Origin of the sequence: Collinsella sp. AF14-35, assembly GCF_003464565.1 — a bacterium.
GTDB lineage: Bacteria > Actinomycetota > Coriobacteriia > Coriobacteriales > Coriobacteriaceae > Collinsella.
Genome location: NZ_QRZD01000018.1, coordinates 1 through 26,998 on the forward strand (window position 1 = coordinate 1; position 26,998 = coordinate 26,998).

At 61.3% G+C, this 26,998-nt stretch carries 24 protein-coding genes and 1 riboswitch; of the genes, 1 reads left to right on the forward strand and 23 read right to left on the reverse strand.

Annotated elements, in window-relative coordinates; all coding sequences use genetic code 11:
- Window positions 1-82 precede the first annotated feature (82 nt).
- The 12 genes from DWW12_RS06780 to DWW12_RS06835 form a co-directional block, all read right to left on the reverse strand.
- Window positions 83-1,366 (reverse strand): aspartate aminotransferase family protein, encoded by a 1,284-nt coding sequence (locus tag DWW12_RS06780; protein ID WP_117855543.1) that lies wholly within the window; start codon window positions 1,364-1,366, stop codon window positions 83-85.
- A 64-nt stretch (window positions 1,367-1,430) separates the two neighbouring features.
- A complete protein-coding gene (gene argB, locus DWW12_RS06785) occupies window positions 1,431-2,411 on the reverse strand; it encodes an acetylglutamate kinase (protein ID WP_117855544.1) in 981 nt (326 codons plus the stop codon).
- A gap of 81 nt (window positions 2,412-2,492) precedes the next feature.
- Window positions 2,493-3,761: a bifunctional glutamate N-acetyltransferase/amino-acid acetyltransferase ArgJ gene (gene argJ, locus DWW12_RS06790; protein WP_199570735.1), complete on the reverse strand. Its 1,269-nt coding sequence runs from the start codon at window positions 3,759-3,761 to the stop codon at window positions 2,493-2,495.
- Window positions 3,762-3,894: 133 nt separating this feature from the next.
- Window positions 3,895-4,965: an N-acetyl-gamma-glutamyl-phosphate reductase gene (gene argC / locus DWW12_RS06795; protein ID WP_117855546.1), complete on the reverse strand. Its 1,071-nt coding sequence runs from the start codon at window positions 4,963-4,965 to the stop codon at window positions 3,895-3,897.
- 265 nt (window positions 4,966-5,230) lie between these two features.
- The gene (locus tag DWW12_RS06800; protein WP_117855547.1) at window positions 5,231-5,641 is read right to left on the reverse strand and encodes a pyridoxamine 5'-phosphate oxidase family protein; all 411 of its coding nucleotides are present in this window, start codon (window positions 5,639-5,641) and stop codon (window positions 5,231-5,233) included.
- A 54-nt stretch (window positions 5,642-5,695) separates the two neighbouring features.
- Window positions 5,696-6,142: a pyridoxamine 5'-phosphate oxidase family protein gene (locus DWW12_RS06805; protein WP_117855548.1), complete on the reverse strand. Its 447-nt coding sequence runs from the start codon at window positions 6,140-6,142 to the stop codon at window positions 5,696-5,698.
- 30 nt (window positions 6,143-6,172) lie between these two features.
- Window positions 6,173-6,973 (reverse strand): energy-coupling factor transporter transmembrane protein EcfT, encoded by an 801-nt coding sequence (locus tag DWW12_RS06810; RefSeq protein WP_117855549.1) that lies wholly within the window; start codon window positions 6,971-6,973, stop codon window positions 6,173-6,175.
- Window positions 6,973-8,877, reverse strand: coding sequence for an energy-coupling factor transporter ATPase (locus tag DWW12_RS06815; RefSeq protein ID WP_117855550.1), 1,905 nt, complete (start codon window positions 8,875-8,877; stop codon window positions 6,973-6,975). Before DWW12_RS06815 ends, DWW12_RS06810 begins: the two co-directional genes overlap by 1 nt.
- The gene (locus DWW12_RS06820) at window positions 8,874-9,464 is read right to left on the reverse strand and encodes an ECF transporter S component (RefSeq protein WP_055252299.1); all 591 of its coding nucleotides are present in this window, start codon (window positions 9,462-9,464) and stop codon (window positions 8,874-8,876) included. The genes DWW12_RS06815 and DWW12_RS06820 overlap by 4 nt, the downstream gene beginning before the upstream one ends.
- Before the next feature lie 5 nt (window positions 9,465-9,469).
- Window positions 9,470-9,662, reverse strand: a riboswitch (FMN riboswitch).
- Between the two features lie 369 nt (window positions 9,663-10,031).
- Window positions 10,032-11,669, reverse strand: coding sequence for a chaperonin GroEL (groL, locus tag DWW12_RS06825; RefSeq protein WP_006234938.1), 1,638 nt, complete (start codon window positions 11,667-11,669; stop codon window positions 10,032-10,034).
- 96 nt (window positions 11,670-11,765) lie between these two features.
- A complete protein-coding gene (groES, locus tag DWW12_RS06830; RefSeq protein WP_040358989.1) occupies window positions 11,766-12,059 on the reverse strand; it encodes a co-chaperone GroES in 294 nt (97 codons plus the stop codon).
- A 919-nt stretch (window positions 12,060-12,978) separates the two neighbouring features.
- Complete coding sequence (locus DWW12_RS06835) at window positions 12,979-14,616, reverse strand: amidohydrolase (protein WP_233544252.1); 1,638 nt, start codon at window positions 14,614-14,616, stop codon at window positions 12,979-12,981.
- A gap of 166 nt (window positions 14,617-14,782) precedes the next feature.
- Here DWW12_RS06835 and DWW12_RS06840 point away from each other — a divergent pair, with 166 nt between their 5' ends.
- Window positions 14,783-16,246: a M20 family metallopeptidase gene (locus DWW12_RS06840; protein WP_117855551.1), complete on the forward strand. Its 1,464-nt coding sequence runs from the start codon at window positions 14,783-14,785 to the stop codon at window positions 16,244-16,246.
- A gap of 140 nt (window positions 16,247-16,386) precedes the next feature.
- On the opposite strand, the gene DWW12_RS06845 is transcribed toward DWW12_RS06840, so the two are convergent.
- The 11 genes from DWW12_RS06845 to DWW12_RS06895 all read right to left on the reverse strand — a co-directional run bounded on the left by DWW12_RS06845 (window position 16,387) and on the right by DWW12_RS06895 (window position 26,916).
- Window positions 16,387-17,751: a zinc-ribbon domain-containing protein gene (locus tag DWW12_RS06845; protein WP_158564422.1), complete on the reverse strand. Its 1,365-nt coding sequence runs from the start codon at window positions 17,749-17,751 to the stop codon at window positions 16,387-16,389.
- A gap of 150 nt (window positions 17,752-17,901) precedes the next feature.
- Window positions 17,902-18,924, reverse strand: coding sequence for a YitT family protein (locus DWW12_RS06850; protein WP_117855553.1), 1,023 nt, complete (start codon window positions 18,922-18,924; stop codon window positions 17,902-17,904).
- Window positions 18,925-19,130: 206 nt separating this feature from the next.
- Complete coding sequence (locus tag DWW12_RS06855; RefSeq protein WP_117785885.1) at window positions 19,131-19,652, reverse strand: Asp23/Gls24 family envelope stress response protein; 522 nt, start codon at window positions 19,650-19,652, stop codon at window positions 19,131-19,133.
- Window positions 19,653-19,696: 44 nt separating this feature from the next.
- On the reverse strand, window positions 19,697-20,074 hold the full coding sequence (locus DWW12_RS06860) for a DUF2273 domain-containing protein (protein ID WP_233502694.1): 378 nt from the start codon (window positions 20,072-20,074) through the stop codon (window positions 19,697-19,699).
- Window positions 20,067-20,612 carry a hypothetical protein gene (locus DWW12_RS06865; protein WP_117855554.1) on the reverse strand — a complete coding sequence of 182 codons (546 nt, stop codon included), beginning with the start codon at window positions 20,610-20,612 and terminating at the stop codon, window positions 20,067-20,069. The genes DWW12_RS06860 and DWW12_RS06865 overlap by 8 nt, the downstream gene beginning before the upstream one ends.
- A gap of 166 nt (window positions 20,613-20,778) precedes the next feature.
- The gene (locus DWW12_RS06870; RefSeq protein ID WP_055251993.1) at window positions 20,779-21,585 is read right to left on the reverse strand and encodes a YebC/PmpR family DNA-binding transcriptional regulator; all 807 of its coding nucleotides are present in this window, start codon (window positions 21,583-21,585) and stop codon (window positions 20,779-20,781) included.
- 165 nt (window positions 21,586-21,750) lie between these two features.
- Window positions 21,751-23,934, reverse strand: coding sequence for a DUF6020 family protein (locus DWW12_RS06875; RefSeq protein WP_233544253.1), 2,184 nt, complete (start codon window positions 23,932-23,934; stop codon window positions 21,751-21,753).
- Between the two features lie 144 nt (window positions 23,935-24,078).
- Entirely contained in the window at window positions 24,079-24,900 is an 822-nt protein-coding gene (lgt, locus tag DWW12_RS06880; protein ID WP_117855555.1) for a prolipoprotein diacylglyceryl transferase, read from the reverse strand.
- A gap of 108 nt (window positions 24,901-25,008) precedes the next feature.
- Window positions 25,009-25,287, reverse strand: coding sequence for a NifU family protein (locus DWW12_RS06885; protein ID WP_035137589.1), 279 nt, complete (start codon window positions 25,285-25,287; stop codon window positions 25,009-25,011).
- A 170-nt stretch (window positions 25,288-25,457) separates the two neighbouring features.
- On the reverse strand, window positions 25,458-25,982 hold the full coding sequence (locus DWW12_RS06890; RefSeq protein WP_117584124.1) for a dCMP deaminase family protein: 525 nt from the start codon (window positions 25,980-25,982) through the stop codon (window positions 25,458-25,460).
- A gap of 82 nt (window positions 25,983-26,064) precedes the next feature.
- A complete protein-coding gene (locus DWW12_RS06895; protein ID WP_117802892.1) occupies window positions 26,065-26,916 on the reverse strand; it encodes a type III pantothenate kinase in 852 nt (283 codons plus the stop codon).
- Between the last annotated feature and the right edge of the window lie 82 nt (window positions 26,917-26,998).

A 26,998-nucleotide genomic window follows, 5' to 3' on the forward strand; every position in this document is an offset into this window, starting at 1 on the left:
AGGCGGGGCATTCCCCGCCTCTTACACCACATCTCTGCGCGCTACCTCCGGAACCCGGTCCAAATTGAGTTATTGCGCCGTGTTAGCCCAAAACACCCGCCAGGATCTCAATTAGGCTGTCCACATCGGCCTCTTCGCACACGAGCGGCGGCAGGAAACGCAGCGTATGTGCGCCCGTAGCGTTAATCACAGCACCGGCGGCCAGCGCTCGGGCAACAATGTCATGCGCATCGCCCGCAGCGTCATCCAGGTCGCAGCCGAGCATCAAGCCGCGACCGCGCACCTCGGTTACGTGCGGTAACTTGGCGAGCTTTGCCTCCATATAGGCACCCACCTTGGCGGCATGTTCTGCGTAGTCGCCGCACACAAGCGCGGAGAGCGTCGCGGCGCACGCCGCGACGGCCAAGCAGCTACCGCCAAAGGTCGAACCATGGTCGCCCGGCTTAAACACGTCGGCAATCTCCTTCTTTGCCACGACGGCGCCCATGGGCACGCCATCGGCAATGCCCTTGGCAAGGCTCATGATGTCGGGTTCCACGCCATAGGTTTGGAATGCAAACGGCTTGCCGGAGCGGAAGATGCCGCACTGGACCTCGTCGGCGATAAGCACGGCGCCCACTTCGTGTGCCAGGTCGCGCGCGGCAGCCATAAACTCCTCGGTCATGGGATGCACACCACTCTCGCCCTGGATCGGCTCGAGCATCACGGCGCAAATCTCGCTTCCCAGCTGCTTAAAGATTGCGCGCAGCTCATCGACATCGTTGGGCGTGCAGGCCACAAAGCCACCCGGCAGCGGGCGGAAGCTGTCCTGCAGCCAATCCTGCATGGTAGCGGCAATGGTCTCGAGCGTACGGCCGTGGAAGCCGCCGCGCATGCACACGATGGTGTTGCCGCCGTTGCCGGCGCGCTTTGCATACAGGCGCGCAAGCTTCATCGAGCCCTCATTGGCCTCGGCACCGGAGTTGGCAAAGAAGGTCTCCCAAACCTGCTCATCCGCAGCCGGGGCACCAAGAGCAGCTGCCGTGGTCTCATCGCCGGCGGCAATGGCATCGGCCAGCACGCACGCACCATCTACGTCGTCGTTGGCAAGCTTGGACAGCAGCGCCGCGACCTCTCCACGCTGCTCGATGTAGAAATAGTTAGACACATGCAGAAGCTTTTTGGTCTGAGCCTCGAGCGCGGAGAGCACCGTAGGATTACCGTGGCCTAGGCTACACACGCCAATACCAGCGAGAAAGTCGAGATACTCATGACTATCGTCACCGATGAGCTTCATACCGTGACCTTCGACAAACTCAACCGACGAACGGCCAAAGGTATGCATAACGTAGTGGGATTCGAGTGATTGTTGAGCAGCAAGTGACATGGGATGCCTTTCGTTAAGCGCCGGGCGGCGCGGGCTATGGGTGTAAGGATGCGGCGCCAGGACGTTAAACCGTCTGAAGCTTCTCGACCTCGTCGAGGTTCTCGGTCAGACGCGCAGCAAACGTCGAAAGCGGATGCGGATGCGTATCGAACTCGCAAGCCGTCTCGGTGGAATGGATCACGGTGCCGACGCCGGCATCGGTCAGCAGCTCCAGCAGCAGCGAATGCGGCGTGGTACCGTTGATGATGTGAGCGCGAAATACGCCGCCGGCAAGCGCATCGACGGCAGCACGCAGCTTGGGGATCATGCCCTTGTCGACCTCGCCGCCGTAGAGCATCTCATTGACCTCGTCGAGTGTTAGGTTGGAGATGAGTGAGTCTTTATCGCTAAAGTCCTTGTACAGGCCGTCGACGTCGGTCAAAAAGATCGCCTTGTGCGCGTGGAGCGCTGCCGCAACGGCACCGGCGGCGGTATCGGCGTTGATGTTGAAGAAACCGCCGTCCTCCCCCGCCGCGACGGTAGCGATAACGGGGATGTACTCGCTATCGAGTAAGCGCTCGATATAGTCGGTGTTAACGTGCGTCACTTTGCCCACGCGACCGAGCTCGGGGTCGAGCGGCTCGGCGATGAGCGTGCCGGCATCGCTGCCCGACACGCCCACGGCCAGGTTGCCGTGGTGGTTGATGGCAGCAACCAGCTCCTGGTTAACCTTGCCGCCCAGCACCTCGCGCACGATATCCATAGTCGCCGGCGTGGTCACGCGCTGGCCGTTCTTAAACTCGACGGGAATATCGTAATGGCTCAGCGCCTCGTTGATAGCCTTGCCGCCACCGTGCACGATAACAGGGCGCATGCCGATAATCTTGAGCAAAACGATGTCACTCATCACGTCACGACGCAGCTGCTCGTCGACCATGGCGGCACCGCCGTACTTGATAACGACCGTCTTACCGGTCAGGTTCTTAATCCACGGCAGCGCCTCGAACAGCAGCTGCGCGGTAACTTCGTTGGATTCGCTCGAGCGACAATCGCGTGCGAACTTCATAGTCTGCCTCGTCTTTCGTGTAGCTATCGCGCCGTACCTCGTTGCCCGCGATTGCAGCGGGACGCGCGGCACATCGGGAGTCTAGGAACGGTAGTCACCGTTAATGGAGATGTACTCGTGCGTGAGGTCGCAAGTCCACACGGTGGTCGCCGCGTCCCCTGCGCCCAGGTCGGCCGAGATCACGATCTCGGGCGCCTCAAAACGTCGCAGGGCCTCGTCCTCGTCAAAGGGAACGGTCAGGCCATCACGGCAGACGGGCATGCCCATCATTTCGATGGAAACGTCTTCCTGATCAAACTGCACACCGCACTTGCCGAGCGCCATGGCAACGCGGCCCCAGTTGCAGTCGTGGCCGGCGATGCAGGTCTTGACGAGCGGTGAGTTGGCGACGGCACGGGCGGCGATATCGGCCTCCTCGTCGTTCACGGCGCCGGTGACGTTAACCGTCACGAGCTTGGACGCGCCCTCGCCATCTGCGGCGATGTTGCGCGCCAGGCTCTCGCACACCTCATGCACGGCAAAGGCCAGCTCGTCGAAGGCGTCAGAGCCCTCGACAATAGGCTCGGCATCTGCGGCAGCGGCGCCGGATGCAAGCATGATGCAGGTGTCGTTAGTCGAGGTGTCGGAATCGACCGTTACCTTGTTGAAGGTCTGCTTGACGGTGGAGAGCAACAGGGCGTGGAGCGCCGCAGGCTCGACGGGGGCATCGGTGGTGATGACTGCGATCATGGTGGCCATGTTGGGCATTATCATGCCCGAACCTTTGCACATACCGCCCACCGTATAGGCATTGCCTGCGTGCCCCGCGGCCTCGCTGCGATAACACACGGCATACTCCTTGGAGTGCGTGTCGGTCGTCATGATAGCGCGGGCGGCATCGGCGCCACCGTGGGCGGAGAGCGCCTCGTAGGCAGCAGGAACGGCAGTCTCAAACGTGTCGATCGGCAGAATCTGGCCAATTACGCCCGTGGAGGCGACCAGAATCTGCTGGGGCTCGCAGCCGATGACCTGCGAGGCGATGTTGCAGGTCTCGCGCGCGCAGGCAAGACCGGTCTCACCCGTGGCGGCGTTGGCATTGCCAGAGTTGACCGAAACGCCGGCGATGATACCGTAGCCCTTGTCGGCACCGCCCAGGTGGGCGCGGCTCACCTGCACGGGCGCCGCGCAAAAGCGATTGGTGGTAAACACGCCGGCACCGGGACAGGGTTTATCGGGCACGACGAGCGCGTAATCCAGGCGCTCGGGATTCTTGCGGAACCCAGCGTGGATGCCTGCAGCTTTAAAACCAGCCGCAGCCGTAACGCCACCCTCGACGGCGCGAATCTTGATATCAAACAGCTCGGTATTCATCGTCTTTATGACTCCTTATGTCAAACAAAAAAGGGCATCGGTTGGTGCGCCATGCCAGCCACAATCATGAGACCAGCTTAAGAGTGGCGCCCCACTCGATGCCCGACTACCAAATCGTTAACAATCGAATGTGCTACACCGGGCACGCCACTGTGGGCAAGCCTCGTCGCTCGTCAAAACCAAAGACGATGTTGGCGCACTGGACCGCCTGACCGGCAGCACCCTTGCACAGATTGTCGATCGCTCCCGTCGCCACCAGCACGCCCGCGCGCTTGTTGAGTGCAAGGCCGATCTGGGCAGCATTGGTGCCGACGACCGAGGCCGTCTTGGGCTGCTCGCCGGCATCGAGCACGCGCACAAAGGTGCGACCGGCGTAGAACTGCTTGTAATGGTCGACGACATCCTCAAGGGTCAAGGTATCGATAGCCTGCGGCGTAAGCGGCATCGTCACCGTAGAGAGCAGACCGCGCTTGAGCGGTGCCAGGTGCGGGGTAAAGACGACACGATCGGTTAGGCCCAAGATCTGCTCGATTTCGGGCGTGTGACGATGCTTGCCAACGCCATAGGCCTCCAGGTTTTCGTCCGCGCTGCAAAAATGCGTACGAGCGTTGCAGGACTTGCCGGCACCCGTCACACCGCTGATAGCGTCAACGATCACGGGGTCACTCTGGGCAACCCAGCCGGCGCGCACGGCGGGCGCGGCGGCAAGGCTCGTTGCGGTGGGATAGCAACCGGCGCAGGCGACCAGCACGGGTTTGCCGTCGGCATGGTCGGATGCGGCGGTCTCCAAGTCCTGGCAGAACAGCTCGGGCAGACCAAAGGCACGGGTCTTAAGCAGCTCGGGGCTCGTGTGCTCGGCGGCATACCAAGCCTCAAAGGTGGCCGGATCGCTCAGGCGATAGTCGGCCGAGAGGTCAATGCAGGAGACTCCCGCGGCAAGCAGGGCGGGCACCTGTGCCATGGCAGCCGTGTGCGGCACGGCCAAAAAGACAGCGTCGCAGTTCTTGAGCTCGGGGGCATCATGCGTCGTGAAGACCAGATCGCTCACGCCAGCAAAGCTCGGATACACCGCAGACAGCGGCTGGCCGGCATCGGCGTTGGACGTAATGGCAACAAGTTCAAACTCGGGATGACCGAGCACGAGGCGAATGAGCTCGGCTCCGGCATATCCAGCCGCGCCGACGATTCCAACCTTTACAGACATATCAGACTCCTTGTCTGCAGTTATGCACCAATACGCATCCTGCAGCCGTCGTTATGAAGTAGGTTGAAACTTTAGCACCAGAAGATGCATTTATACGCAAATCTTTTGCATATTCATGCATTGAAACAGTCACGACACATTCACTCAAAGGAATTGACAAATAAACACGGACCCCATATTGCCGAGTGCACCTTACGGTGACGTTGCAATGTGGGGCCCGCTACATGCGAGAATTTGAATTGCCGAAGCTTGCTGAGAGACTCGTTTAGAACTCGACCGGCACCCATTCGTCATGGTTGCAGATAAAGGCCTCGGGTTCCTCCACGCTAAAGAAGACGAGCGTGGGATCGTCTGCGCCCTCGTAGTGCTCGCCTAGGCGCTCCAGGTGCTTCCAGCCTGCCTCGCGCATATCGGGAGCGGCCTGGTCATCCAGACCCGCATGCCCACGCAAGATGAGCCAGCCATGGCCCGGCCACCAACTCGTGGCCTCGAAGCGTTGATTTTGCAGCAGCTCTTGCCACACGTCTTTGGTGCGCGCCGTTACAAACCACAGCTTGCCGTCCTGGATCTGCGCAAACGAAAACGGACGCACATGCGGCTGTCCGTCAACGCTCGTCGCCAAATACCATGCCGGCACCGACGTCAGATACTCCAACACTGTATTCAATCCGTCCATGTGTCCTCCTGGCACTAGTCTTTTTGGGTCGGGGCTGCTTTAGCTGCCCTAGGGTTAAAGCTCCAGGCGCTCCTCGCTGCCGTCGATATCGCAGAAGCGGGCGGCGATGTTGCGGACCGAGAAAAACGCAAGGCGGCCGTCGTTGGCACTCTCGTGTTCTTCGCCGATGCCCACCATGTGCTTAAAACCCGCTTGACGCACCTTGTCGCTCGCAACCGCGTCGTCCTCGAGCGCGGCCTCGCCGGTCAGCACAATCCAACACTCCCCCGGTTTCCAACCCGAAACCTCAAACTTGGGGTTCGCGCTGAGCTCGGCCCACACGTCCTTATCGCGCGAGGTGCAAAACCACAGCTTGCCATCATCGACCATGGCAAACGAGAACGGCCTCACGCGCGGCTGATGTCCGTCCGTCACGTCGATTGTGGCGAGATACCACGCCGGAATACGCCTAAGATACGAACAGGCGCGCTCGAGCTGCGCCGTGCGGTCGTTGTCGGTCATAGGGACCCCTTTCCTGCGCTCGAATCGCGCCTAAACAAGTTGAAGATTGATGACGATGACGCAGATGAGCAGCAACGCCGTCACCACCGCCGCCAACGCATCGCCACGGCCAAATGCAAGCGCATGCAGACGCGTGCGGCCCTGCTCGCCATGATAGCAACGGGCATCCATGGCGGCAGACAACGTCTCGGCATGACGGAACACACCCGTGAACAGCGGAATCGCCACACTGCCAAGTATACGAACGCCGCCGAGCGGGCCTCCCGTCACGCGCGCGCCGCGGCTCGCCTGCGCATCGGCCGTCTGCTTCATCTCGGTGGCAAACTGCGGCATAAAGCGCAGCGCGATACCCATAATCATGCCGAGCTCGTGCGCAGGAAGTCCCACACGCGCAAACGGCGCGAGCAGGCGCTCAAAGCCCGCGGTGAGGTCGAGCGTCGGTGTGGTGAGCGTAATGGCGCTCATGCCGGCCATCATCAAGGTCAGGCGGCACGCCATAAAGGCGGCGGAATGCAGCGAGCCCTCGCTTATCTGCAAAAGGCCGAGCTGCCACAGAATGCGCCCGCTTTGGTCGGAAAACAGGTTGAGCACCGCGACCACCGCGACGATCGCCAGCAGTGGCGCCATCGATGACAGGACGCGACGAGCCGGCACCCGGGACACGGTATAGATCAGGACAACGAAGATTGCGACCGGGGCCAGCCCGCGGAAGCTGCCGACCGTGAGCGTCGTGATCAGAAACACAAAGCCCAAGAGCAACTTAGTTCGCGGGTCCAGGCGGTGGATTGCACTATCGCCGGGATAGTAGCTGCCAAACGAAAACGCCTCCATTAGCAACCCTCCTCTCGCGCGACCGTCTTGGATTTAGCAATGTCCGTGACGTTAGAAGAACCGTCTGAGCGACCGATCAGCAAATCTGCCAACTCGTCGGCCAACGACTCAACCGTATAGAGCCCGCCGCAACGCAGCGGCACGCCCGCTTCCGCAAGCGCCAGCGCCATGCGCTGGGCAGCGGGAACACCCAAGCCGATTGATTTAAGCTCATCCGCACGCGCAAAAACCTGAGCGGGCGTGCCCTCGGCAAACACCGCGCCCTCATTCATCACGACAATACGGTCGCAGCAATTGGCAAGGTCATCCATACTGTGTGAGACCATGACGACGGTCAGGCCCCCATGGTGAAGTCGATCGATAAGCTCCAGGAAATCACTGCGCGCCGCCGGATCGAGCCCCGCCATGGGCTCATCGAGTACCAGGACCTCGGGCTCCATGGCAAGCACGCCGGCAAACGCCACGCGCCGCTGTTGGCCACCCGAAAGCTCAAAGGGGCTCTTGTCGCCCACCGTGGCCAAGTCGAGGCCCACGCGCGCGAGCGATGACTCAATGCGGCGGACAACCTCGGCCTGCGACAAGCCAAGGTTATGCGGACCAAACGCCACGTCCTGTGCCACGGTCTCGGCAAACAGCTGACGCTCTGGATACTGAAACACCACGCCGACCTTTGCCTTAACCGCGGCGGCATCTTTCTTGTTTGCCAGGTCGAGCCCCAACGCGTAAACGGAACCCTCCTGGGGACGAATCAGGCCGTTAAGATGCTGAACCAGCGTCGACTTACCCGAACCGGTATGGCCCGCAAGGCCCAGGAACTCGCCGCGACGCACCGTTAGCGACACATTGCGCAACGCCCAGGGGCTGCTAGGGTCGTTGCCCCAGAGGGCCTGTTTGTTCGATGCGCCCTCGGCGACTGAGCGCTTGTGCCAACGGCGACGCTCACGGGCGCTCAGCGAATAGCTATACGAAAGGTGCGAAATCTCGATGACGGGCTCCAGCGCGTCTGCGCCATCGAGCGCAGAGGAAACGTTGTCGGAAATACGAGGATCGGATGCGAAAGGCCGCCCGGCGATGCCTGCCCTACTCCGCTCGGCATAAGCCTGCGCTATATCGGCGACCATATCCGCCTCGCGCACCTGTGCGCAAATGGGCACGCCCTTCGCGCGAAGCGCCCTGCCAAGACAGCACGATGCCGGCATATCCAGGTTGAGCTGCGCAAGTTCGTCCGCCCGCGTCAGAATCTCCTCGGGCGTACCGAGCATGGCAACGCGCCCCGCCTGAAACACCGCGACGCGATCGGCCTCGGCTGCCTCTTCCATAAAGTGCGTAATCATCACGATGGTCATGCCGCGTTCGTGCAGCGCGTGACAGGCCTTCATAAGGCCCTTGCGCCCGCGCGGATCGAGCATCGAGGACGCCTCGTCCAAAATGAGCACGCGCGGTTCCATGGCGAGCACGCCGGCAAGCGCCACGCGCTGCTTTTGTCCGCCCGAAAGTGCATGGGTCTCGTGGCGCTCGAAGCCCACCAAACCCACGCCCTTCAGTGCCTTGCGTACGCGCTGCGCGATCTGGGCCGATTCCACCCCAAGGTTTTCGGGACCAAAGGCAACATCGTCCTCGACAAGCGTCGCCACCAGCTGATCATCCGGGTTCTGGAATACCATGCCCGCGGTCGAGCGAATGTCGTAGACCAGCTCGGGATCGGACGCGACCATGCCGTTGACGCGCACCGTTCCCGTATCGGGCTGCAGCAGCGCGTTCAAATGCTTGGCGAACGTCGACTTGCCCGACCCGTTGCCGCCGAGGATGCAGAAAAACTCGCCATCCTCGATGTTCAGATCGATGCCGTCGAGTGCCGGTGTGGCACCGTCATAGCTAAAGGAAACGCCCCGACACTCAATCATGCGCGGCCTTTGACCTGGTCCTTCTTGGGCGTGATGAGATTAGAGACCGCCTTGTACACCGCAAGTGTCAGCACCGAGTTGAGCACGGTCTTGATGAGGTTGAACGGCAGCACGGCAGGAATCATGAGCGGGGCGATCACATCGACCGAGCCATACCAGAACCAAACGCCGATGGTCAGATTCGCAACCATGGACAGCGCCGTAGCGGCAATAACGCCCAGCACCAGGCCAATCACGGCACCCTTATAGGTATGCATCTTTTGGTAGACGATAGCCGCAGGCAGAATATAGCCCAGCGTGGCAACCAGGTTCATAAGCGCGCCGACCCAGTCACCCGTAGTGAGCGCATGGATAACGATCGCCATGGCGGCAACGGCAGTGCCGGCACCAGGGCCATACGCAAATCCGCACACCATCGCCGGCACCAGCGACGGGTCATACGTCAAAAACGGCGCCGAGGGAAGAATGGGCAGCTGCACATACATAAAGAGCGCGCCCAGGGCACACATGAGCGCCATGGTAACGAGCTGTTTGGTGCTCCACCTATTCGTGTTCTCAAAATGGATATGCTGCGACTGTTCAGACATAAGATCACCTGCCTCTTTCATCCGGACTCTAACCGTTGGTACTGGGATCTCACCAGTTCAGCCGGCATGCGAACCAACGCACACACGGGTCGCGGACTCATCGGCTCGGTCGCAGACACCTCGCCTGCGCCACGGCGTCCCTTTGACACCGCCCGACTTACCGCCAGTGGGGAATTCCACCCCGCCCTGAAACAGCAAGGAAAAGTGTAGCACGAGGGAAGACAGGTGCAAGTATGCCGAGGATAATTTATGACGGGGATCAGTTACCGCAACAACCACGTTCCCCACCCATCCCAAAGTAGCGCGCCTTTCGCGCAAAGCGCGAAACAGCGACCGGGACACGTACCCCTATCAACCACGTCCTCCACCCACGCCGACCTCAAGGCCGTAAACGCAGGGGATCCGGGGGCGTGACGGGGGTTTCTCTCCGGAACATTCCGCAGGACGCAAAGAGGCTCCGCAGCGCGAAGCGCGATGCGGAGCCTCTTTGCATGTCCGAGGACGTTCCGGAGAGAAACCCCCGTCACGCCCCCGGATTCCCGGTGGGAGTTCTAGACCTTGTCGGCCTTAGTACATACCGCCGCCCTGCTGACCAGCGGTGGCAGCAGCGATAGCATCCTCAAGCTGAGTGTTTTTGGGCACATCGGAGACGGTAGCCTCGGTGATGAGAATCAGGCTTGCGACAGAAGCAGCGTTCTGCAGGGTGACGCGGCTGACCTTGACGGGGTCGAGGACGCCCATCTCGATCATGTCGCCCCACTCGCCGTTGGCAGAGTTGAGACCCTGGCCGGCGGGCAGCTCGGCAACCTTGTCGACCACAACAGCGCCCTCAAAACCAGCGTTCTTGGCGATGGTGGCGACCGGAGCGGTCAGAGCCTTCTTGACGATGTCGACGCCGATCTTCTCCTCGGGGTCGTCGATCTCGACAGCATCGAGCGCAGGAGCAGCGTCCATGAAGGCGACGCCACCGCCGGCGACGATGCCCTCCTCGACAGCAGCGCGGGTAGCCTGCAGGGCATCCTCAACGCGGTGCTTGATCTCCTTGAGCTCGGACTCGGTAGCAGCGCCGACCTTGATGACGGCAACGCCACCGGAGAGCTTGGCCAGGCGCTCCTGGAGCTTCTCACGATCGAAGTCAGAGGTGGTGTTCTCCATCTCGCCCTTAATCTGAGCGATGCGGGCGTCGATGGCCTCCTTGGAGCCAGCGCCGCCGACGACGACGGTGTTGTCCTTGGAGATGGTGACGGACTTAGCGGTACCGAGCATATCGGCGGTGATGTCAGCGACCTTCACGCCCAGCTCGTCCAGAGCGGCCTGACCACCGGTGAGGACGGCGATGTCCTCGAGGATGCGCTTGCGGCGATCGCCGTAGCCCGGGGCCTTGACGGCGCAGACGTTGAGAGCGCCACGGATCTTGTTGAGGACGAGGGTGGGCAGAGCCTCGCCGTCGATGTCCTCAGCGATGATGAGCAGGCCACGGCCGGCGCGCTGGACAGCCTCGAGAACAGGCATGATGTCCTGGACGCTGGAGATCTTCTGGTCGGTGATGAGGATGTACGGATCCTTCATCACGGCCTCCATGCGGTCGTTGTCCGTGACGAAGTAAGCGGAGACGTAGCCCTTGTCGAACTGCATGCCCTCGACGGTGTCGATGGTGATGTCGAACGTCTGGGAATCCTCGACGGTGATGACGCCGTCCTTGCCCACGACCTCCATGGCCTCGGCGATCTTCTCGCCAACCTCGGGGTCACCAGCGGAGATGGTGCCGACAGAAGCGATCTGCTCCTTGGTCTCGACCGGCTTGGCCTGCTTCTTCATCTCGGCGACGGCGGCGTTTACAGCCTTGTCGATGCCGCGACGGATGGCCAGCGGGTTGGCGCCGGCGGCGACGTTGCGCAGACCGTCGTTGACGATAGCCTGAGCGAGCAGGGTTGCGGTGGTGGTGCCGTCACCCACGGTGTCGTTGGTCTTGGTGGCGACCTCCTTCACCAGCTGAGCGCCCATGTTCTCGATGTTGTCCTCGAGCTCAATCTCCTTAGCGACGGAAACGCCGTCGTTGGTGATGGTCGGGGCACCGAACGTGCGCTGCAGAGCGACGTAACGACCCTTGGGGCCCATGGTGACGGTAACGGCGTCGGCCAGAGTGTTGACGCCCTTGGCGAGCTTGGCGCGGGCATCGGTGTTGAACGTAATGTTCTTTGCCATGGTAGGTAATCCTCCAAAAGAAATGTGACTCGCGTCGCCGCTTCCGAGTCCTATGCGGCGGGCGCGTTCAAAGACGAATCAGAGATTCTGACGAGACTAGGCCTCGACGACGGCGTAGATGTCGTCGGCGCGCATCAGCAGATACTTCTCGCCGTCGACCTTGACCTCGTTGCCGCCGAACTTACCGTAGATGACAACGTCGCCGACCTGAACGTCCATAGGGATGCGCTCACCCTTGTCGTTGACCTTACCGGCGCCAACGGCAACGATGGTGCCGCGCTGCGGCTTCTCCTGAGCGTTGCTGGCGATATACAGACCAGAAGCGGTCTTCTGCTCGGCCTCGTCGGGCTTGACCAGGACGCGATCTGCAAGCGGCTTCAAAGACGACATGCTTGTTTCCTCCTTTGTGGGCCGCGCGGTCATGCCGCGCGGGTTAACCCTTTTTGTTTGCGTACGCGTTGAATGGTACCCACGAATGGCGGGTTATACAACACGGAGTCAAAAAATCTTATTTTTTGACACTTAGATTTTCTGAATGCCGGGGGATAACTTAGCGATGCCTCCCGTGTGGCTCCGGAGGGGCGGGGCATAAGGTTTCCTGCTCGGGCAGTCCTGCTCGCACGAAGGCCACATTAAGTGGCCTTCGGCTCGTGCGGAACTCGCGATAAACCTTATGCCCCGCCCCTCCGGAGCCACACGGGAGGCAGGTTAACTAATTCGGGCCCGGCATTCAGAAAAGTCAGTGCAGCAAAATGGCGATGCGGATAGCGACATGTGCATGGTTTTCGCTGCGCGCACGGGTCCCCTGGGGAGCACCGTGCATTTTTGGGAGTATTCAGCAGACTAGGACGGCTGCATACGTGCCGGACACACCATATTGGTCCCAAGGACGCCTTCGGCCGGCGATTTTGGTCGGCAGGCAAACCCCGTCAGGACAGAAAGGCATGCCTCACGCCGCACCGGAGCACAAAATGACGTCAATCTCTGCAACGTTACTCAGCCGCAGCGGCACAGGCAGAGCTCGCGGTGCTGAATACTCCGTTTTTTGCACGGCGCGGACGGGGGTACATCAGGATCCGGAAGAACATCCCAGCCTTTTTATGCAATTCGTAATGGAAAGTATGCAAAACACCTAGAGATAGCATTGCTGCTGTCCAAATTGGGCGCGGGGCGGCGGCGCCTCCGCCCCGCGCCCAAATCAAGCAGGGCGGGGACGCTCCTAACGAACCCCCCATTTGCAAACAAACGCGGCTCGAGCGCCATCCCAAAATAGGCTGCACGAGCCGCGTTTAACGGTACGACATGAATATTAGCGCTCGTAGACCAGGTTGCCGGCTAGGTAGGTGGCTTGGACTTTGGTGGCTTGCAGCTCTTGGGGGTCGATGGTGAGCGGGTTTTGGTCCAGGACTACCAGGTCGGCGTATTTGCCGGGCTCTAGGCTGCCGAGGTTTTGCTCGTCGCCCGCTGCGTACGCGCTGCCAAGCGTGTAGCTGCGCAGGGCCGTTGCCGCGTCGATGCGCTCGCTCGGCAGCCAGCCGCCCTCGGGCCAGTGGCTGCGGGGATCTTGGCGTGTGATAGCCGTGTAGAGCACGTTCATGCTGGTAACGGCCGTGATGGGGCTGTCGGTACCGAAAGCTTGACGGATACCGCGCTGCTGATAAGTTGCGAACGGCCACATGATGCGGCTGCGTTCCAGGCCCAGGTCGCGCTCCGGGCCACCCGGGTCGAGCGTGATGTGGCAAGGCTGGCTCGAGGCAATGACGTTGAGCTTGCGCAGACGATCGATGTCCTGAGGCAGCAGATTCTCCAGGTGCTCAAGCGTATTGTGGCCGTGCTGGGGCAAGCCGTAGAGCTCTGCCGCCTCCTCAAAGATATCGAGTGCGGCATGGATGGCACCGTCGCCGATAACGTGGATGCGCACGGTATGGTCACGCTCGGCTGCCGCCAAAACCAACTTGCGCATACGCTCGACAGGGACCGTCAGGCGGCCCTGGTCGCCCGGGAAGCGCGGGTTGGTATAGGGCTCAGTGAGGTATGCGGTATGCTCGCTCGACACGCCGTCGAAGAACTGTTTAAAGCCTGGCGCCGAGAGCAGCGCGTTGTTCGCGTAGCGGGTCTGGAGTTCTTCCAAGCGCGACTGGTCATCCAGCAGCGTGGGAAACAGATGGGCGCGGATGCCCAGTTTGCCGGAGGCCTGCAGCTTGTCGTAAACATCGTCGCGAATAAAGTCGCAGCCCGGCATGGGCATGAGCGACATATCGCAGATTGAGGTGATGCCTTGCTCGGCCATACGCTTCATCTGGTCGGCGTAAGCGCTCGCGATGCGGTCCTCGCCCAGCCACTCCAGGCAGCGCGGCAGCAGCTGCATAGCAGCCGCCTCGTGGGCGATACCCGTAAGCTCGCCATTTGCATCTTTGTCGTAACTGCCACCCGCCGGAGGCTCGCTGTCGCGCGTAACGCCGAGCGCCTCGAGTGCGCGGCTGTTGAGCCACAGCGTGTGCCCGTCGCCCGAGTACATAACGCAGGGACGATCGGGAAATGCCGCATCGAGGGAGGCCTTGGTAGGGTGCTCGGGCGGATCCCAGCGGTAATCGCGCCAACCCTGGGTCACGACCCAGGCGTCATCTGGCAAGCCTTTGGAAAACTCGAGCGCATGCTGCACCAATGCTGCCTCGGACGTGCCCATATCCATGAGCATGTACGGCGAGGAGCCAACCGAAGTATGGAAGAAATGCAGGTGCGCATCGTGGAAACCGGGGCAGACAAACTGCTCGCCGTAGTCGATAACCAACGTGGCGGCAGGAGCGGCGGCAATCACGTCATCGGGCGCACCGACTGCGACGATACGGTCGCCTGCGATGGCAATCGCCAGCTCGCGGGCGGTATCGATGCCGTCTTGCGCGGTAAAGACGTTCTTGGAGCGGATAATCCGATCGATATGTTGCATGGGCATCCCCATCTCTGGCAGGAAATTCAACATCCCCGAGTGTACTCCCCCGTCTCGGTTACAAAATGCCAAGCGGCAAACGGCAGCTTTGCCAGGCCAAGTGGCAGGTGGCATACTGGAATGAGCCTGTACGATTTTGCAAAAACCAGCAAGGAGCAAATCGACCATGACGAAGACCAAGGCACAGCAGATTATGGCGGCGACCGAGGTGCGAGCGGCTGACGACGTCACCGCAGCCATCCAAGATATCGCCGCCGAGTTTGAGCCCTACATCATCAAGCAGCGCCGACACTTCCATAAGCACCCGGAGCTGAGCCTTGCCGAGGAGCGCACGGCCTCCGACATCGCCAACCAGCTCGACGCCATGAATATCCCCTACGAGCGTCCCCTCAAGACGGGCCTGGTGGCGACCCTTCGCGGCACCGCGCCCGACGCCTATCGCGAGGACGGCACGCCACGCCGCCGCATCCTGCTGCGCGCCGACATCGACGCCCTGCCCGTCACCGAGCAGACCGGCGAGGATTTCGCCAGCGTCAACGAGGGCTGCATGCACGCCTGCGGCCACGACTGCCACATCGCCATGATGCTCGGCACGCTGCAAATCCTGCGCCATATGACCGACGACATCCACGGCGAAGTCCGCATCGTCTTCCAGCCCAGCGAGGAAAACGGCCAGGGCGCCAAGCTCATGATCGGCACGGGCGTGCTCGACGGCGTCGATGGCGCCTACGCCGCGCACATCTGGAGTGAGGTCGACGCCGGCACCGTGAGCTGCGAGCCCGGACCGCGCATGGCCAATACCGACTGGTTCCGCATCGACGTCCGCGGCACCTCGTGCCACGGCGCCATGCCCCAGCGCGGTCACGACGCCGTTATGGTTGCCGCCGAGATCGTCAACGCTCTGCAGACCATCGTTTCGCGCGAGATCAGTCCCTACGAGCCGGCCGTCATTACCGTCGGCGAGCTGCACGGCGGCACCGCGCGCAACGTTATCGCCGGCACGGCCTACCTCGCCGGCACGGTGCGCACCTACGGAGATTCGACCCACGAGGAAATGCCGGAGCTCATGCGCCGCATCGTGGAGCATACCGCGGCCGCCTTGGGCGCCGAGGCAGAGCTCACCGACTACACCATCGCCAATTACAAGGTCGAAAACGATGCCGCCTCGAGCGAGCGCTGCCGCCAGGCAGTAATCAAATGCCTGGGCCCCACCGGCCAAGGCCATTACCGCGGCACGCTTTCGGGCGAGGATTTTTCGGAGTATCTGCGCCGCGTGCCGGGCGTGCTCGCCTTTGTAGGTACGCGCAACCCCAAGATTGGCGCCACGTACGCCCAACATTCCTGCTTCTACAAGATCGACGAGACTGTGCTGGCAAAGGGCTCCATGGTGGCCGCCCAGTATGCCATCGACTTTTTGGCCGAGCCCACGCAAGAGGAGCTCGACGGCCCCGCGATCACTGCGGTCGCCGAGACCAATCCCGACCTGGCAGCCAAACTGCGCTCTGCCAAGGCCACGGCCGCCGAGGCCCGCGACGCCATGCACGATGCCCGCACTGCCCGACACGCCGCAATCAAGGGCATCCACGATGCACGTGCCGCCGCTCGCCGCGAGGAGAAGCACGACGAGTAGTCGATCCACGACCATCTCGCAGTCATAGCCGCATCGCGATATCAAAGCGGGGGCGGACGCTTCGGCACGTCCGCCCCCGCTTATTTGTCAAGCGCTATTTCTACCGTTTCTACCCCGTCCCCAAATGGCAGGTGGCAGGGTTACTCGTCCTGCGGGTCCTCGTCGGAGCTTGGCGCAGGCTCGGGCTCAGGTGCAGGCTCGGTCTCCGGTTCCGGCATGGGCGCGGGCTCGGGCTCAGGCACGGGCGCGGGCTCAGGCACGGGCGCGGGCTCAGGCTCAGGCACGGGCGCGGGCTCAGGCTCAGGCACGGGCGCGGGCTCAGGCTCAGGCTCAGGCTCAGGCTCGGGCTCGGGCGCAGGCGCCGGCGCCGCAGCGGAATCGGATACGGGCGCTGCGTCGGCGCTAAAACCAGCCGGAGCAGACTTCTTCTCAAACGGCAGCACAAAAGTCAGGACGTCGTCCTTGTCCTCGTCGGCCCACTCGCTTGCGTAGCGCGCAACCCAATAGCCAACGGCACGGTGCTTGAGCATCTTGCCAAAGACCGTGAGGAATACCGTGACAAACGCCGTCAGCACCAAGAACAATACGAGCGTGATGCCACCGCCGGTAACAAGCGCCTCAATAGCCGTAGGACGGTAGTAGTAGCTATACATACCGACAGAGGCAATGGTGCCAAAGACGAACGTCAGGATCCAGGTGACAACGTTGGCGACCAGGCCCGTCAAAAACTCGGGAAGGAACGAAGCGCAGAACAGCTTGGTCTTGTTGTGCTTAAAGGCCGCCCAGACCTTATCGAGCGAAAACGCGCTCTCGACACGACCGGTCACCGCAAAGTGCATCACGGCAATGTCGGCGAACATCTTAAAGAAGACCCCCAAGACCGCCGTGGCAATCATAGCCAGGACAAGCAGGCCAAGCGAGCCGAACAGCGCTGCCTCGAGTGCATAAGAGCCGTAATACGAATACGAGCCCGCGGCGCCAATTACCACGCTCTCCACCAGCGAAAGCACTACACCGATAACGGGAATGGCAGCAATAACCTCGAGCACGACCGAGATAACGCTCGAAAAGACTCCGAGGCCAAACGACGTGGAACGCATGAGCGGACGATCCATACCGTCATCAACCTTGAGCGACAGATCTCGACCCCACTCAATACCAAAGCCGGAACCACACACGCTCGCAATGCAAGCTGCCAAAAAGCCGATGGCAGCTGCAATGCCGCCAATAACGGGAATAAACAGCACGAGTACCGACACAACACAAATCAGCGCCGGTAAAAAGGCAATCTGGCACACGCGCTGCAGCACGCCCGGAGTCTTGGTCATATCCTCAAACGCCTGAGCCACACAGCCCTTGGACGCATTCGCCACGGGCGGTTGCGGAACAAACTGCTGGGGCTGACCCTGAGGGGCAGAGGCTGCGGCACCGGCATTGGGGGCACCACACGCGCCGCAGAACTTGTCGTTATCGCCCATGGGGGCGCCACACTGCGAACAGAACATCGAAATCATCCCTTCGTATCTAGAGCGAATCACCTGGATCGCAAACGATGTCTTTGGCAACATTATCGCCCAATGTGGGGACAAATACTCCAAGATGGCCGATTTGCAACGTAGGCGGCCTTATTCAATGATTCGAAGGGTGCGTCCGCGCTAGTTCGTGCCGCGGAAGCCTTTGCCCACGATCTCGGAGCTATCGACGATTGTGATGAAGGCGCCAGGGTCAATCTCGCGGGTATAGCGGCGCAGTTGCACTGCCTCGCGACGGCTCAGCACGCTCATGATCACCGTGACGCACTTGCCCGAGAAGGCGCCGTAGCCACGGCTGATCGTTGCTGTGCGGTTGAGATGCTTGACGATAAACTCCTCGACTTTGCGCGGTTCGGCGCAAATAATCGTACAGACCTTACGAAGGTGAATGCTCTCGATAGCCTTATCGACCACGAGCGTCTTGGCAAACAGACCAAGCACGCAGTACAGGCCGACGCGCGGGCCATACAGGAAAGCCGCGATGGTCACGATGCCGATATCGACCAGCAGCAGCGCGCGGCCAATCTCGAGCGTGGTGCGGCGTTTGAGGATCATGGCAAGAATGTCCGTGCCACCCGTCGAGGCGCCGATGTCAAAGACAATAGCGCTGCCGAGCGCCGGCAAGATGACGGCAAAACACAGGTCGAGCCACATATCACCCGTCAGAGAGACATCGGTCGGAATGAAGAGCTCAAACAGCGAGACGTAGGCCGAAAGCGCAAACGAGGCAAAGACGCTCCAAAGGATTGCCTTGCGCTCCAAAAAGATAAAGCCCAGAACGACCAGGACCGCGTTGATAATCCACATAAAGACGCCGACGGGCAGAGTCGGGAACAGCGTGGAAAGAATGACCGACACGCCCGAGGTGCCGCCGAAGGCAAAGTGATTGGGGGTTTTAAAGGCCACGATGGCGAACGCCGTGAGGATCAGGCCCAGATTGAGCTCGGCAAAAAAGCGCGGAAAGCCTGGCTCCTGGCTGCGCTTGCGGCCGGCGCGCTCGCCTTGCTCAATAACATCGCGATCGACCACGCGCTCCATCGGCACTACGGGAGGACGATGCACTTCCTCGGCAGCACGCGACGCCGCCTCTGCCGCAGCGGCCTCAATCGCCCATGCCTTGCTTTCGGTCTCGTGTTCGTCGGCCATTACGGCAACCCCTCGTTAACAATTTGGAAACAATGCGCCCATTAGGGTAACGCGGAACGCGAAGATTGCAACCCTTAGTTAGACGAACGGTATGACCGCATCGAGGGCATATAGAAAACGGCCGGCCGCGCTTTTACATGCGCGACCGGCCGTTTGACGTTTACGCAGATAAAACCTGCCAAAACAAACCTGTCCCTTTTGGAAGGTTACTCGTGCTGGCTGGTGCGGTGCTCGTACTCCTCGGGGGTGATGACATCCTCGATGCGCAGGTTGACGCCCGCCACCTCAAGGCCGGTCATCGCGGCCAGACGCTCGGTGACACGCGCCTTAACGTCGTCAAAGATCGCAGGCGCATAGGCGCCGTACTCGATGATGACCGAGATGTTGACGACCACGCGGTTGTCGTCGGTGACCTCGACCGTCACGCCCTTGGTCAGGTTCTCGGCACCAAACTGCTCCTGCACAAAGTGCATGAGGTTGCCCTTCATGCCCAGAACGTGCGGCACCTCGCGGGTGGCCATGGCGACGATCTTCTCAATCACGCCGTTGGAATAGGTCAGCGAGTCCTCGGACTCGTCCGCCTCCTCGTCATCCTCGTCCGCCTCGTCTTCGGACTCTGCCTCGACGAGCGCCTCGTCCTCGAGCGTTACGTCCTCCGCCTCGGCGGCGACGGCCTCGTTCGTCTCGAGCTCGGTATCGGCCACATCGACCTTCGTGTTAAAAGCCATGGTTCCTCCTTATGCCTGCCACGGATGCGACAGTCGAATACATATTAGCGGCCGCTAAACAGACGGCCGAAGAAGTTAACGATACCGTTCTCGCCGTCGCGAATCTGGCCGATCACGGCGCCGATCAGCACAAAGAATGCGATGACGAGCGTGTCCCACAGGCCCAACGTAAGTACCAGCACGGCGAGGATAAAGCCTGCCACGGCGCCGAGCGTAGTGTTGGGGTGGCGCACGGCGTAGCTCCAGATAGCAGCGCCCGTACCTTTGATGAGACCCATGGCCTCGTCAAAGTCGTTGGCGGCGCTGTCGTGCTGCTCGCCGGCCTCGGGCTTGGTGTCGGCGGACTCGCCTGCCGGCATAGCGTTCTGATCGATCGTCAGGCGCGGCGTGCGGGCGGTCTTGTCTTGGTTGGTATCACTCACCGGAAACCTCCACGGTCTGGACGGTAGTCTTGGACGGCAAAAAGCGAACGCGCGCAGTCGTGCCCGGCGTACCGAGCATGGTGTCGCAGGCCCGCTCGATACGCTGCTGCATCGCAGTTGCAAGGGAAGCCACATCGTGATCGACGAGTGCGATGGCGTCGACCTTAAAACGGACGTGCGACTCGTCGGAGCCCTGGACGCGCGCCTCGATATACTCGACCATCACGCGGTCGTCGCGCTCAGCCGCAGCACGGGCGCACGAGGAGAGAGCCGCAAGGGTGACCTCGATATTGCGCTCCCCCGCCGGATGCACGCAGGACGGCTCGCGGCGAGCAAACATCAGGCGGAAGAAGACCGCCAGCACGCCAAGCGCCACGACACCGCCGCACACTGTAACGACAATGCGCGGCATGGGGTCACGCATCAGCAGCATAAAGCGGTAGGTATATGGCCCCCAAAACTGGCAGACCAACGTGCCCAGCGCCACGACGGCGGCGGCAAGATATACGATCGCTAGGGCTCGTTTGAGCACGCGCATGCGGCGCTCCCTTCAAATCTCGATCCACAGAATGCAAAACAATTCGCATCATTATAAAAGAGCCGGGTCCGGTGCCATACGCACGCGGATCCGGCTCATCTATTCCACGAGGCTTGCATGCTCGCTTCATTATGCCCAGATATGCACGGCTTAACCCGTGCAGGCGCTACTCCTCCTCGAGGGCAGCGATGACCTCGTCGGTCATGTCCATGGTGCTGTAGACGTCCTGGACGTCGTCGAGCTCCTCGAGACGGTCGATGAGGCGCTGAACCTTCTTGGCGTCGGTACCGGAGACCTCGGTCGGGGTGGTCGGAACCATGGTGGTCTCGGAACCCTTGACCTGGACGCCCTGCTCCTCGAGTGCCTTGGAGACAGCCATGACGTCGTTAGCAGCGGTCCAGACGATCCACTCCTCGCCGGCGTCCTCGTAGTCCTCGCCACCGGCCTCGGCGATGGCCATCATGAACTCATCCTCGTCACCGGCAGCACCGTTGGCGATCATGGTCTCCTTCTTGGCGTTCTCGTCCAGGATCTCCTTGGCGACGACGATCTGGCCCTTGCGCTCAAACTGGAAGGCGACGGAGCCGGAGGTGCCCAGGTTGCCACCAGCGTGGGAGAAGGCGGAACGGACATCGGCGGCAGTACGGTTGCGGTTGTCGGTCAGGCAGTCAACATAGACGGCGACACCGGCGGGACCATAGCCCTCGTACACGATGTTCTCGTAGACGGCGGCATCGGCACCCGAACCAAAGGCCTTGTCGATAGCGGACTTGATCTTGTCCTTGGGCATGGACTGAGCCTTGGCCTTAGCAACGGCAGCGGCGAGGCTGGCGTTGTTCTCGGGCAGCGGGTCACCGCCGAGACGGGCAGCAACGGTGATGTTGCGGCTGAGCTTGGAGAAGAGGGCGGAACGCTTGGCGTCCTGCGCGCCTTTACGATGCTTGGTTGTGGCCCACTTAGAGTGTCCGGACATACGTGTCTCCTATCGGTTTCGACCTAAAGCCCAGCGCAGATGCTCGGGCAATATAAACAAACGTCGTTATGATATACCTACTGGCCTGCGAGATAAACCCCAAAATGAAGGCGTCGTGATGATGCCACTCTTTGGTGCAAAGTAACCTGTCCCCTTTGCACCAAATTAGGACCAGAGAAGGTCGCTGCGGGTAATGGTGGCGCCGATGGCAAAGGGCATGCAGGCGATGACCGGATACAGGTAGCGCATGTAGGTCGAGCCGTTGCAGGGACCGATCAGACACAAGGCGAGCACGCCCAGCAGCGGCACCCAAATGGCCAGCCCGCGCCACGAATGGCGGCGCAACAGGTAGACCACCACGGCGATCATAATCCACACGTAAGTAGCCGAGCTCATGGTGAGCGAGATAAACGGAATGCGCTGCACCGCCACGCGATACAGGTTGATCAGGTGGTCGCACCAGCGCACAACCTTGCTATCGACCGGATGGAAGTCAAAGTACTTGAGGTTATCGGGCTTCGCCATAATCTCGGCACTGCGCGCCGTGCTGTAGACCCACGCATCGCGGGCACTCGGATAAAAGTAGCCGTAGTAGTTATTGATGAGCGCCGAGATGTAGCACTCGGGATCCTTTTTGAACATCTGCGCCCAGACCTCAAAATAGGCCTTGATGTCCTCCTGCGAAGCGTACTCGTTAAAGCAGTTCTTGACGGCGTCGGACTTGTCGGGGTTGTAACGGCGGCCCAGATTGTCGTACTTGAGCACACGGTCGATCACGGCACGCTCATCGTCGGTCACCAAGCCGTCGCAAGGAGCCTCCACGATAGTGCCGTCCTCCTTAACCGTAGGGTTGACACCCGAGTTGAGGCCGTCGTGCTTTTGGACAAAACGAGCCGTCTGCTGGAACGGAATCGAGAGGATTTCGCGCTTGGAACCAGGCGTAATGTCGTGCGCCGGCATAAAGACCTTGGTGAAGTACATATTAGAGGCAAGGCAGAGTGCAAGCACCGCAAGAACTCCCATCCAGCGGAAACGCGGGATGGCGCCCGAAGGCGCAGCACCAGCCTGCTTGGCTGCGCGACGAGCCACATGCGCGTCCCATGCGCAAAACGCCGCCGCGATTACGCATGCCGCCAGGGGAAACACCAGGCCGCCGTTGCGCAGAAACGTGGAACCCATGGCACCCAGAGCGAGCAGCAGCCAGTCATGGCGCGCAAAGAGCACGGGCCTCTGTTCGCCCGCACGCTCGGCATTGGCCTCGCGACGGGGCAGGCCGCAGGCCACGAGCTTCACGGTCTGCACCAACAGCACCAAAAACGCGTCGGCAAACAGCACATCTTTGGTAAGCAGGGCCGCGTAGTTGGAGAACATGGGCATAAACACAAAGAACAGCAAGATCACGCCGCGGATCGGCAAGCTCACGCCCAGCTTGCGCAGCGACGAGATGGAATAGGCCATGCAGGCGGCCGTGATGACGAACTGAGCGCAGGTGTAGATGGCAAGACCTGCGTTGGCACTGTTGAACAGTGAAAGCCCCAGCTGGACGCACGAACCGATGATAGCCGTGTGCACCACGGGGTGATGTCCGTTGAGCAACACATTGGGATTGAGCAGACGCAGGTAGTCACTCGTGCCGTTGGGGTAGTTGAACCACTGGCGAATCTGCGCACCCGTATCTCCCATAAAAAGGCCGGGCAGCGAAGCGATGAGCGTGGGCGCCCAGGCGACCATAAGCACCAGGAAGGGCCCGGCAAAGGGATGGACCGAGAGCACGGCGTGAGCCACACGCCATACGCGGCCAAAGTGCGCTTCGGAAAACGGAATGCGCCGAGAGCTCAGCCAATCTAGACACTCAAAAGCCAGGTAGAAGGCAACGACCGCCAAGAGCATCCAGCCCGCACCGCCTATCCAGGCGCAGATGATGCGAGCCTTGTCGCCGAGTACGATCTCGGCAGAATCGGTGAGGTCGTAGCTGCGGCCAAACACCATGCAGACGGCAAAGAACAGCGACGGAAGGATCACCGAAGGACGCCAAGCATCGCCGCGGCCAAAGAATACGTAGCGAAACGGCAGCGTGAGCAGGCAGGCAAGCGCAAGCAGCATGACCGCGTCGGTATGGCCGGCAAACGAGAGGAGCACCTCGTAGCACACGTACAGCATGCCCGAGGCTTTGGGGTCAATCGCCAAGACTGCGTTGCTCGAGACCGGGGCGGGATCGATGGAAAACGCCGTGGTCGCCAACAGCGCGAGCAGAAATGCGATGAGCGTCTGCTTGGCTGGGTAGCGCTTAAACCAGACGATGCGGGCAGCGTCGCGCGCAGCCGTTGTGGAGAGGTCGGAATCCTTCACAGTCCAAAGAGCCTTTCTAGAAACCTGCCAAAAAGGGACAGGTTTATTTTGGCAGGTTTTATCTGGGAAAACGTTACGGTTCTGTCATCGTTGCCCAGCAAACCACCACAAAGGTGCCTGTCCCCTTTGTGGTGGTTTTGGTGGTTAGGCGTCCAGGTAGATGCGCTGGGGACGGTTGCGGTGTCGGGCGAAGATGGTGAGCGCCAGGCCGGCGATCACGAGCGGCAAACTCAGCAGCTGGCCCATGGTGATAACGCCTCCCAGCAGATAGCCCAGCTGCGCATCGGGCACGCGCACAAACTCAATCAAAAAGCGAACGATGCCGTAGCCCATCACAAAGACGCCCATAAACGTACCCTGGGGCAGCAGCGGTTTTTTGCGACTGAGCACCTGCAGGATGCAAAAGAGCACAATGCCCTCTAGAAACGCCTCGTAGAGCTGGGAGGGATGGCGCGGCATATCGCCCGCGGTGCCGCCAAAGACCACACCCCAGGGCAGATCGGTCGGCTTACCCCACAGCTCGCCGTTGACGAAATTGGCGCAGCGTCCCAGGCACAGCGCCAGCGGGGCGCCAATCACGGCAAGGTCGGCGACGGTCCAGGCGTCGAGCTTATACATGCGGCACACGATGATGCCGCCCAAGATGCCGCCGACCAGGCCACCGTGGAAGCTCATGCCGCCCTCGTTGGTGGCAAAGATCTCGAGCGGGTGGGTCCAATAGTAGCCATCGCCGTAAAAGACGACGTAAAACAGGCGCGCGCCGATGATGAGGCCAAAGACCGCGCCGACCACGACGCTCGTCAGGTCATCGATCGTAATGTCGAAGCCCCAACGACGCTGCGTGCGGTACATAACGACCGCCGTGAGCAGGGCGCCGACCACGTAGGCCAGGCCGTACCAGTAGATAGTGATGGGGCCCGCCGAGATCGCGACGGGATCAAGCATATGGTAGAGGTCGTTGAGCATATCGATCCCCTGCTCCCTACATACAAATGCGGCCGCGGGCCTTACGCTCGCAGCCGCATATTTGGACGTAACGTCTATGCGGAGCGTACCGTCCGCAGCTTTCGCGTCCTAGAACGGCGCGTACTCGTCGTACAGGTCCTCGGCCTCGCCGGAAGCATTGACCTGCTCAACGCGGGTAACGCCGGGCACATGCTCCTTCAGGATGCGCTCGATACCCATGGAAAGGGTTAGCGAGCTCATGGGGCAGCCGGCGCAGGCGCCCTGCAGCTCCAGCTTGACAACACCCTCGTCGTCGACGCCCACATACTCCATATCGCCGCCATCGGCCTGCAGGTTGGGGCGAATCTCTTCAAGAACCTTCTTAAGCAGCTCTTCGTTAACAGCCACAGGGGCTCCTTTCTCACAATAACGCGGGCACGCCCGCGGACAGGGGCTATGTTACTACAGCCATGTACCCGCTTAGGCGCCAGCCATGCGTGCGGACACGACTTTCACGAGCAGTCAATTTGGGACGGGGCTCTTTTGGCTGTTTTGCCGCCAGCTGGCGTTGGCACGCGCTACTGCCGAGCCTGTCCCCCGGTACCAATCTGGACATCGACGATGACCTGGCGGTAGCTGATGCCGCAGGAGTCGAGAATGCGGCGGCTGATACGGCCGTCATCGGTGTCGGCATACTTATTGTCCAGGTAGACGACCTCGCCCACGCCCACCTGCGCCAGGATCTTGGCGCAGTCGTGGCACGGGAACAGCGTGACGTAAACCGTGGAACCCTCGAGGTCCTTGAGCGAGCCACGGTAGTTGAGCACGGCGTTGGCCTCGGCATGGACCACGTAGTTGTGCTTGTCCTGCAGCGGGTCATCGCTCGTACCCCACGGGAAAAAGTCGTCGTTGAGCGCCGAGGGCGTGCCGTTGTAACCCACCGAAAGGATGCGGTGGTTGGTGCTGGCGATGCACGCTCCCACCTGCGTGTTGGGGTCCTTGCTGCGGCGCTGCGCGGCGATGGCCACGCTCATAAAGAACTCGTCCCAGCTAATAACGTCGCGGCGCTTGCCCGACGCGGTTTGATGAAGATCGTCCGACATGGCAGACACCTCCGCAATCGCAATAGTTTGGCCCATTGTAGCAGGTGAAAGGTAGGGGCGCTTATCCCACCAGCCCCTCGCCCTACGCGCGGCGGGGCTTTTGGTTGATGCGGTAGAGCTCGGCGAGACCCCGCAACGTCAGCGCGTCGTCTACCGTCAGGCTATGGCCGACCAGCGCCGCAAGTGCCTCGGCATCGTCGCCGGTAATGACGATGGGCACATCGCCCTCCCCCGCGGCCTTGGTCGCGCGCATCTCGGCAAGCACCATGTCGAGCATTCCGTCGATGCGGGCTACCTCGCCCAAAACCACACCCGAGCGCATGGCCTCACGCGTGTTGCGTCCGATGACGTGCGTTGGCGCCGAGGGCTCAACCTGGGGTAGGCGCGCTGCTGCCGCCGAAAGCGAACGGGCGCCGAGGGCCAGGCCTGGCGCGATAACGCCGCCCACAAAGGTACCGTGCGCGTCGATGACCTCGATATTGGTCGTCGTGCCCAGGTCGATCACGATGCACGGAGAGCCGTAGACGGCACGGGCCGCCACGGCGTCGGCGATGCGGTCGGGACCGATCTCGGCCGGGTCATCGTAGTGCACAGGCATGCCGGTCTTAAGTCCCGGCCCCACGGTGAGCACGCGCCCCGTGCAGGTGCGGGAAAGCGCCGTCTTCCAAGGGCGCTCGAGCGCCGGGACTACACAGCTCAGCACGGCCGCGGCGGGTGCAAGCACCCCGGGCACACCTGCATCGGCGGCGAGCGCGCCCATGACCTGCACAAGTCGCATGCGCGCTTCGTCGGCCGTAATGCTCGACGGCGTCGTGATCTCGCACGTCGCAAGCGGACATTCCTGCGCCGCGGCCGAATCCTCTGCAAACAGGCCAAAGCGAATGAACGTGTTGCCCACGTCGACCGTCAATATATATGCGCACCCATCAAGCATCGTCGGCGCTCCTTTCGTCTGTCCAGCAGTATATCCCGATGATTATTCTGGGACGGGGGGTTTAAAAAAAAATTTTTAATCA

What these genes read in the sequence shown, in the direction of transcription:
- DWW12_RS06890 (WP_117584124.1), bottom strand. Translation starts at nt 25,982, where the DNA reads ATGTCGGACGATCTTCATCAAACCGCGTCGGGCAAGCGCCGCGACGTT.
- DWW12_RS06895 (WP_117802892.1), bottom strand. Translation starts at nt 26,916, where the DNA reads ATGCTTGATGGGTGCGCATATATATTGACGGTCGACGTGGGCAACACG.
- DWW12_RS06870 (WP_055251993.1), bottom strand. Translation starts at nt 21,585, where the DNA reads ATGTCCGGACACTCTAAGTGGGCCACAACCAAGCATCGTAAAGGCGCG.
- DWW12_RS06845 (WP_158564422.1), bottom strand. Translation starts at nt 17,751, where the DNA reads ATGTTCTGTTCGCAGTGTGGCGCCCCCATGGGCGATAACGACAAGTTC.
- argJ (WP_199570735.1), bottom strand. Translation starts at nt 3,761, where the DNA reads ATGAATACCGAGCTGTTTGATATCAAGATTCGCGCCGTCGAGGGTGGC.
- DWW12_RS06820 (WP_055252299.1), bottom strand. Translation starts at nt 9,464, where the DNA reads ATGTCTGAACAGTCGCAGCATATCCATTTTGAGAACACGAATAGGTGG.
- DWW12_RS06815 (WP_117855550.1), bottom strand. Translation starts at nt 8,877, where the DNA reads ATGATTGAGTGTCGGGGCGTTTCCTTTAGCTATGACGGTGCCACACCG.
- groL (WP_006234938.1), bottom strand. Translation starts at nt 11,669, where the DNA reads ATGGCAAAGAACATTACGTTCAACACCGATGCCCGCGCCAAGCTCGCC.
- DWW12_RS06780 (WP_117855543.1), bottom strand. Translation starts at nt 1,366, where the DNA reads ATGTCACTTGCTGCTCAACAATCACTCGAATCCCACTACGTTATGCAT.
- groES (WP_040358989.1), bottom strand. Translation starts at nt 12,059, where the DNA reads ATGTCGTCTTTGAAGCCGCTTGCAGATCGCGTCCTGGTCAAGCCCGAC.
- DWW12_RS06855 (WP_117785885.1), bottom strand. Translation starts at nt 19,652, where the DNA reads ATGGCTTTTAACACGAAGGTCGATGTGGCCGATACCGAGCTCGAGACG.
- argC (WP_117855546.1), bottom strand. Translation starts at nt 4,965, where the DNA reads ATGTCTGTAAAGGTTGGAATCGTCGGCGCGGCTGGATATGCCGGAGCC.
- DWW12_RS06850 (WP_117855553.1), bottom strand. Translation starts at nt 18,924, where the DNA reads ATGGCCGACGAACACGAGACCGAAAGCAAGGCATGGGCGATTGAGGCC.
- DWW12_RS06805 (WP_117855548.1), bottom strand. Translation starts at nt 6,142, where the DNA reads ATGACCGACAACGACCGCACGGCGCAGCTCGAGCGCGCCTGTTCGTAT.
- DWW12_RS06865 (WP_117855554.1), bottom strand. Translation starts at nt 20,612, where the DNA reads ATGCGCGTGCTCAAACGAGCCCTAGCGATCGTATATCTTGCCGCCGCC.
- lgt (WP_117855555.1), bottom strand. Translation starts at nt 24,900, where the DNA reads ATGCTCAACGACCTCTACCATATGCTTGATCCCGTCGCGATCTCGGCG.
- DWW12_RS06840 (WP_117855551.1), top strand. Translation starts at nt 14,783, where the DNA reads ATGACGAAGACCAAGGCACAGCAGATTATGGCGGCGACCGAGGTGCGA.
- argB (WP_117855544.1), bottom strand. Translation starts at nt 2,411, where the DNA reads ATGAAGTTCGCACGCGATTGTCGCTCGAGCGAATCCAACGAAGTTACC.
- DWW12_RS06810 (WP_117855549.1), bottom strand. Translation starts at nt 6,973, where the DNA reads ATGGAGGCGTTTTCGTTTGGCAGCTACTATCCCGGCGATAGTGCAATC.
- DWW12_RS06800 (WP_117855547.1), bottom strand. Translation starts at nt 5,641, where the DNA reads ATGGACGGATTGAATACAGTGTTGGAGTATCTGACGTCGGTGCCGGCA.
- DWW12_RS06835 (WP_233544252.1), bottom strand. Translation starts at nt 14,616, where the DNA reads ATGCAACATATCGATCGGATTATCCGCTCCAAGAACGTCTTTACCGCG.